The sequence below is a fragment of the Saonia sp. genome (assembly GCF_056326165.1).
Genome location: NZ_JBWFBN010000002.1, coordinates 261,502 through 270,366, shown reverse-complemented (window position 1 = coordinate 270,366; position 8,865 = coordinate 261,502). Strand labels below are relative to the sequence as shown.

Below are 8,865 nucleotides of genomic sequence, written 5' to 3'. Positions count from 1 at the left end.
CTGCTATTGCATCAATGGTAAACGTTACCGTCTCTGCTACATCATCAACAGTTACTATCCAATCTTCAGAATCAGCATTGCTATCATCACCCGTAGCGGTAATTGTTACTTCATATACATTATCTGTATCAGCATCCGCTGGGGCTTCAAAATCCCTTGCTACCATGCTCACAACTCCAGTTGAGGCATTGATAGTAAAATCTGCAGCATCTGTTCCACTCAAAGTATAGGTCACAGCGCCAATTGGAGTACCTGTAATACTTGGTGTTATACTTATATAGGCTGCATTTTCATTTACGTTCGTATCCCCTATGGCATCAATGGTAATAGTTACTGTTTCTGTTACATCTTGCACCGTAACTTGCCAATTTTCATTGGCAACATTACTATCCTCATCGGTAGCCGTAATGGTATATGCATACGTATTGTCTGTATTAGCATCCACAGGATTTTCAAAATCCTTAGCTAACATACTCACAACTCCGGTTGTTGGATTTATAGATAGAAGTGTTGCATCTGCCCCTGAAATTCCATAGGTAAGATTACCACTAGGAGTTCCTGTTACTGTTGGTGCCGTGCCCGTGAAAGCCGCATTTTCTGAAACAGTTTCCGAAAGGGCATTTATACTAAACACTGACGTTTCTATAACATCATTCACTGTTACGGTCCAACTTTCTGAATCCGTATTGCTTCCTGTATCTGTTGCTGTGATTATTAACTCGTATACATTATCTGTATTTGCATCCATAGGATTTTCAAAATCCCTTGCTACCATGCTCACAATTCCTGTTGTAGGATTGATTGTGAAATCTGCTGCATCTGCTCCTCCAAGTGTGTATGTTACTGCTCCAGATGGAGTACCACCAAGACTCGGGGTTACACTAGTATAAACCAAGTTTTCATCTAGGTCTACATCTTCTATTGCATTAACAACCAATGATTTTGCTCCATCAGAACTAAACACAACTGTAAGCGGTGCTCCATTTGTAATTGCTAATTCTGCTGTACCACCATTATCATCATGATCAACGGTAACGTTTATGGTTACTTCTTCTTCAACGGTATCAGTAAGTGTAATTGAGACCGAACCATCAGCAATTGTTGTTGCTGTAGCACTGGATAAAACAGCGCTTCCTGTTACAGAAAAGCTCACATTGATACCTGGTATTGCTAAATCATTACCAGAATCATCTTTTAATTGTACTGTAATTGTCTCAGTATCCGCACCATCGGAAATTGCCAAACCATCTGCGTTAGCAATTAATGTACCTGTGGCACTTGTACTTATTTCATCATCGGCGATTGTGATAGTCACTTGTTGACTTCCACTTTCCACCGCATTGGTCACCGTATCAATATCAGCGATAACTGTTTCATCTCCTTCAATTAAATCATCTGCTTCTACAGTAACTGTTTCCGTACCCGTAGCTGCATCTGCCAAAATGGTTATTGATGTGGCACTTGCCGTATAGTCTGTTCCTCCAGAAGTTGCTGTTCCACTAAGTGCCAAAGCAACTGTAGTATCAAAACCAGTAGTTGGAGTAATCGTAGTCGTTAACGTTGCCACTGCTGGCGATGCACCACTTTCATTAATGCTGGTTTCATCGGTTGCCAATGTCACCACTGGTTCATCAAAACCAAAATCTTCATCAACAATATCCGCTGAACTTACTGTTACCAGACGTGCTTTTGCTGTGGTTGCCCCATAGGTTATACTACCATTATTGGCATCATTATTTAAGGCTGAATCTGTATGATCCACCACAACAAAATAAGATCCTTGTAAAACATCAGAGAATGTATATGCTCCTGTACTTGTTACAGATACTTCTGTATCTACTAAAGTTTCATCACCGTCAAAAGAACCATTGTTTAGAGCTGCTCCAGAATTATCATCATAAAGTGCAACTGAAACATCCTGTAATCTAGTAGTTTCCCCTGCATCTAAATCTCCCTCCCCATCTTCATCATAAAATACAATACCGGAAACTGAATGTGTTTCTGCTAGGGTTGCCAAAGTCAAATATTCACCATCTGCCAAGGCAACTGCTGTAATTTCTCCATTAGCATCAAGGTTTCCTATGGCAATAGCATCTGAAGAGAAATCTCCATCTGCATCTCGTAATAGAATATAAGAATCGTTAAACCCATCAAACTTTAAATGTACCTCTTGGGTAAAATTGTCTGTTTTATCTACTTTCCATTCCCTAACAGTTCGTAAACCGTAGGTAGTATCATCTAATTCTGTAGTTTGGGTGGTTGTTGCCCCACCATTGTTGGAAAGAACCAAAAACTGCAGATTATTTGTATGTTCGGTTGTTCTAGCAACATTGTTGTTAGCAACAGTAAAATCATTATCCAAAGCAACGGTTAAAATTGCATTGGCATTTACTGATTTTGAAACTCTTTGATCCAATGTAGATACATTGTCTGCACCAATACCAAAAATATCATTTTCATACCCTGTATTATCAGAAGCCTTCCATATTGTTGTAGTACCATCAGAGGCCAAATAGTCTGTTGGTGTGGATTGATCAAGGGTCATTCCATATTTTAAAGCCAAATAGGATTCTATTTGTTGTTTTTCTATGGTCGAAACATTTGTATTGTACGCTATTACTTCTGCTATATATCCATCTAAGGCAGCATCATTGGGTATTCCTTGATCTCGTCCTCCAATCGTTGTTCTATTACCAGGGTCTACCAATCCAGCAGTTATTGTTCCACTTCCAGCGGCAAGTCCATTAATATAAGTATCAATATTTAAATCTTCTCTTACTACGCCTCAAATCAATACTTGATCAGATACAAAACCGCTACTATAAACTCCACTATAACCCGATGGATTATTTGATTGTATATAACTAGGTCTTGCCTGGGTAGATGGTGAAACACCAGAACCAGTTGCAGGTTCTTGTACAAATAGAGCCCTAGTTGAAATATTGGAGTTGCTTACATAGAAGTAACTAATATCATCGGTATCAGCACCAGTATTAGGTATTACCACACCGTTATATTCTAATATATTTTCGTCTCCTACAGCAGAAGTATTGCTAGAACCATCAAACGTCAAAGTTGTATTAAAATTTAACATAGCTGCTGTTGCGTCTGGTCCTGTAGCTACTTTAGTAAAACTATATGCATTGGTAGATTGATCATCCCATTGAGTTACCTCAGCTGTTCCGGTAACACCAGTATTTGCTTGCAACCATAATTCCAGTGATGTTGCAACCTCACCAGGGCCTTTTTCAAATTTTGCCAATGTAATATACTCACCATCAACTAATGAAATTCCTGCTATTTCACCATTAATATCCAATGCGCCCAAAGAAGTGGCTCCTGAAGTAAAATCACCATCACTATCATGTAGTAGCTCCCATTGATCATCAAAGCCATCAAATTTTAGATTTATGGTTTGAGAGAAATTGGTGGTTTTATCTACTTTCCATTCCCTAACAATTCTAGAATTATAAGGGGCATTCAATTCTGTAGTTTGCTCTGTTGTTACACCACCATCATTACCAATTACCAAGAATTGCTTGTCGTTTGCATGCACAGAAGTACGTGCAACATCATTATTGGCGCTGGCGAAATCAGCATCTAAAGCAATAGTTAAAATACTACCACCATTAGCAGATTTTGAAACACGTTGATCTAAGGCAGAAATATTGTCTAGACCTATTCCAAAAATATCATTGTTATAACCCGTATTATCTGTTGCATTCCAAATAGAACTACCATCACTATTAACATAATCTGTTGGTGTGGTTTGGTCTAATGCAATACCATATTTAAGCGCTAGGTAACTCTCAATTTCTTTTTGTCCCATTGCAGTTTGTGAGCTTCCTCTATAGGCAATAACCTCAGCAATATGCCCTTCAAAGAAATCATAATCACCAATAGATCCAATATCAAGATAACCCAAACCGTCTGTTGCGTTGGCATAGGTAAAGACTCCTCCGCTGGCTCCGTCCACAAAAATTTGAGAACCATTGGTTGTTCCATGATCAAAATGTACACTGATCAATTTGGTCTGATTGGTAACATTAGTTTCCGTGCCTGCACCAGTAAAAATGGCATCATTCGCAGAAACACCAGCAATATTAATATACGTATCATTCCCACTATTATCATTCCCTAACAAACCACGATTTATAGTAGTTGCATTATAAACTGCATAGAACTGTACGGGGTTTCCGTTTACTGGGTCTGGGTCAAATGGTGAGGTAACCTCATCATCGCCATCAAAATGTACTGCAGGATTATAATTTAATATATTTTCTTGTAAATCTGGATCACCTGGGGCTGCGCTCATAGAATTGCCTTGTGAAGACTGATCTTCCCAAGCCGTAACAGCCGTTCCTGCATCTGTTACACCTATATCTGCTCTAAGCCATAGTTCTAAATCTGTGTATAAACCACCTGGTGATGGCAATACTGTTGCCAATGTTAAGTACTCACCACTCTCTAAGCTTATGTTTACAATTTCTCCATTGGCATTTAATGCTCCTAGGTCTGTACTGCCTGTACTAAAATTGTCATTATTATCCTTAAGAAGGTGCCACTTGGTACCAAAACCTTCAAACTTAAGATTTATGGTCTGCGTAAAATTGGCTGTCTTGTCTACTTTCCATTCCCTACTAATTCTTCTGTTAAAGTTAATACCGTCTATCTCTGTTAATTGCGTTGTAATGGCATCTCCGTTATGGGCAAATAACATAAACTGCATATTGTTATCATGTTCCGTAGTTCTTGCAGCATCACTATTACCATTGGTAAAATCTTGATCCAAGGCAACAGTAAGTATGCTACCACTATTGACAGACTGGGAAACTCTTTGGTCTAGTTCTGAATAATCATCACGACCAATACCAAAAATATCATTGTTATACCCAATGTTATTTACGGCAGTCCAAATAGAAGACCCATCGGAAGCCAAATAATCTGTATGGGATGTTTGGTCTAAGGTAATACCGTACTTAACGGCTAGGTAAGAAATTATTTTTTGCTTATCCGTAACTGTGTTGTCTGTATTATAGGCGATTACCTCTAAAATACCACCTCCAAAGCGACATGCACCACAATCTGTATTTGCATTGTTTCTACTGTTACCAATCATTACATTGTCAGTATTTCGGTTCCAAGCCCGGTTAGGGTCGCCACCAATAGTAGGGGTTATGCTTACACCTTCAGCAAAATATGAGTCAGCACCTATAACTGAAGAAGCCGGATCTATTGAAGAAATACTAAATAAATGTGCTGAACTATTAAGATTATTCGAAATCCAATCCATATTCCCAGGTGTAACATCATCTTGACCTAAAACAGTACCTTGATGAACCTCTTTTTGCCCCCAAGTACGTGATTGGCCATTTTGAGCATCATTGGCCCCAATGTATATTACTGATTGACCCTCAAACCAATTGTTGGTCACGTAAAAAACATCCATACCTCCCGAAGAAAAATCAACATTGGCTTCCCCATTTGAAATCTTAAAGTAATCGTTGCCGCCATCAAAGTTTATAGCTGGATTAAAGTTGGTACTATTTTCAAATAGATTAGGGCTTCCTACATTTGGAAAGATGTCCCCATTATTCATTGCCTGATCCGTCCACGTAACACCTATAGTTCCGTTGACTCCTTTATCTGCTCTTAACCAAATTTGGTTGTTTGCTATTACACCTCCTGGTGCTGCTTGTAGCTTGGCAAGGGTTAAATACCAACCATCTGTAAGGGCTATATTTGCTATTTCTCCATTGGCATCTAAATTACCCAAAGAAACTGCCCCTGATGTAAAATCATCACTTGTATTGTATAACAACTCCCAAGTTTCATCATAACCTTCAAATTTTAGGTTTACATTCTGGGTAAAATTGGCTGTTTTTTCTACTTTCCATTCTCGAGAAATTCTCCCCGTATAATTTATACCATCTATTTCTGTGGCTTGGCGTGTTGTAGCCCCTCCATTGTTTGCCAATAGTAGAAATTGATAATCGTTTGTATGTTCTGTTGTTCTACTTAGAGCTACATTAGAACTTGCATAATCTGCATCTAAAGACACCGATAGTATGGTTTCTGTATTTACAGATTTAGCTATTTTTTGATTAAGCCCAGAAAGGTCATCGCGACCAATACCAAAAATATCATTGTCATAACCAACATTGCTTGTCGCCTCCCACATAATGGTGCTACCATTGGAGGCCACGTAATCTTGTGAGGTGGACTGATCTAAGGTTTTACCATATTTAAGGGCTAAGTATGATTCTACACGATTGCGCTCTGTAGGATCTAAATAGCGATTGTAAACAATATATTCTGGCATGGTCATAGCGGCAATATAACCACTATGAATAGCTCCTAAGTAATATTGCGTTGCACTATTCCAATTTGTAGTATTGGTATTACCATCTACAGTAAGACCATTGAGATGACTACGACCTAATCCTGCACTGTTTCGTGACACACCATTTATTGCGGGCTCTGTTACATCATTTACGAGGGTTGAAACAAGGTCACCAGTATCAATTAATCGTAAACGTAAATTATTATTTGAAGTAAGCACATCAAACTGAAAACCATTTGAACTGGTAGAGGTGCGCCCCATAAAGATTTGTGAGTTACCATATGTCAAAGTCTTATATTCCCCAACAACAGAATAGGCCGTAACTTCTACCCCTGTAAGCCCAAAATTAGTGGTAGCATTTCTAAAATAATCATCACCATCAAAATCTATAACTGGGTTATAATTTAACAGATTGGTTGCATCCGATTCATAACTAGGATCACTTGAAAATAATTCAAAGTTATCTCCATATAAGTTGTCCCAAGTGTTTATGGTAGTACCATCTGTAACCACGCCCCCATTGTTATCTGCCTTAAGCCATATTTGTAGGTCTGTGACAATACCACCTGGGGCTATAAGTTTTTGTGCAAGGGTTAAAAATTCATCATTTATTAGATCTACATTGGTTAGTTCTCCATTTATATCTAGGACACCTACCTCAGTAGCTCCGCTAGAGAAATCACCATCGCTATCTCGTAACAGAATCCAATTCTTATCAAAACCATCAAATTTTAGGTTAACCGTTTGTGTAAAGTTGGCAGTCATATCTACCTTCCATTCTATACCTGTTCTAAATCCATAAATAGCTGCGTCTAATTCCGTAGTTTGTGTAGCGACTGTACCACCATTGTCTGCTAGTGTTAAAAACTGTAAGTCGTTTGCATGTGCTGTTGTACGTCCTGCATTTTGATTAGAAGATGAAAAATCATTATCCAGGGCAATGGTTAAAATAGCTCCATCATTTACCGATTTTGAAACACGTTGATCCAATCCCTGTTCAGCATCCTTACCTACTCCAAAAATATTGGAATCATAACCATCTGCATCGTTTTCCCACATTGGAGTGGTACCATCGGAAGCTAGGTAATTGGTAGCTATGGTTTGGTCTAGACTAATACCGTATTTAAGCGCCAAATAAGAATCTACCAATTGTTTTTCAGGTGTACTTAGCACTTTGTCAAAATAAAGTACTTCGGCTATATCACCATCATACGGTTCGGCAGCAGAACCTCCTTCCGCTCCCAATACCAATTGTCCTGGTGCTCCAATTGAGGTACTACCAGTAGTCTTGTCTAGTCCATCTATATAAAAAGCGGAGGCTGTACCATTGTTGGTCGCCATTGTTAAACGAGCTTGATCTATCGGTGTTACTACGTCAGTACTGTTTACCCAATACACACCGCTACCATTAGCATCTTGTGTATGATGCCTATCATAACCACCATAAGGACCTATTAACCAATTGTTTGTATAACCTCTAAGTGCACGATTTGTGCCTGGAGAAGCTTGATCTAGAGTATAAATTACATAAAAGGTGTAGGGTGTACTATCTACATTTAATAGCGAAACAAGATCATCTGCATCGTCTTCAAAAGAAACCCCAGGGTTAAAGTTTAACCCAGCTCCCATTTCTCTAAAACTAGGCTCTTGGGCAGCAACCAAATCTTGATAAAAAGTATTCCCAGAAGCACTAGCATCTCTCCATGATTCTATATCGTCTCCTTCTATGGCAATTGTGCTCCCTGGGATAGATCCATTATGATCCGTATATATACCGTCATCCGCTTTTAACCAAAGATTAAGGTTGGCAACAAGGGATCCAGGAGCTTTTTGGTACTTAGCTAGGGTGTAATATTCACCATCTAATAAGGTAACTCCTGTAATTTCACCATTGTTGTCCAAGGTTCCCAAAGAGATAGATCCAGAAGTAAAATCATCTGTACTATTTTGGATTAATTCCCAAGTTGCATCAAAACCACTAAATTGTAGGCTTACAGTTTGGGTAAAATTGGCAGTTTTATCCACCTTCCACTCACGTGCTATTCTACGATTGTAAATGGTACCATCAATTTCTGTTGATTGTCTAGTAAGGTCGTCCCCATTATTGGCAAGGGTTAAAAACTGTATGTCGTTGGTATGTTCTGTAGTACGGGCTGTTGCCTTATTTTCACTTGCAAAATCATGGTCTAGAGCTAGGGTCACAATTGCACCATCATTTATGGACTTTGACACTCTTTGATCCAGATTAGAGGCATTGTCTCTACCAATACCAAAAATATCTGAATCATAGCTATCTGAATCATTGGCCCAGATTGGTGTAGTACCATCCGAGGCTATATAATCTGTTGCCGTAGTTTGGTCTAAGGTCATCCCATATTTTAGAGCCAAATACGATTCTATTTTATTACGAGTTGTAGCATCATGTTCATTTTCAAAAATGATAAATTCTGCTACATTAATGTCTGAATGGTTTTGATTATTTGGGGTAGCGCCTAATGACATTCTTGCTGTTCCCAATAAAA

General features: G+C 38.7%; 2 protein-coding genes. Both read right to left on the bottom strand.

Annotated elements, in window-relative coordinates:
- A partial coding sequence (locus tag AC000W_RS03900; protein ID WP_474746197.1) for a beta strand repeat-containing protein occupies nucleotides 1-2,707 on the bottom strand: 2,707 nt, incomplete at its 3' end.
- A gap of 78 nt (nucleotides 2,708-2,785) precedes the next feature.
- Nucleotides 2,786-8,860: a DUF8202 domain-containing protein gene (locus AC000W_RS03895; protein ID WP_474746195.1), complete on the bottom strand. Its 6,075-nt coding sequence runs from the start codon at nucleotides 8,858-8,860 to the stop codon at nucleotides 2,786-2,788.
- Nucleotides 8,861-8,865: the final 5 nt, after the last annotated feature.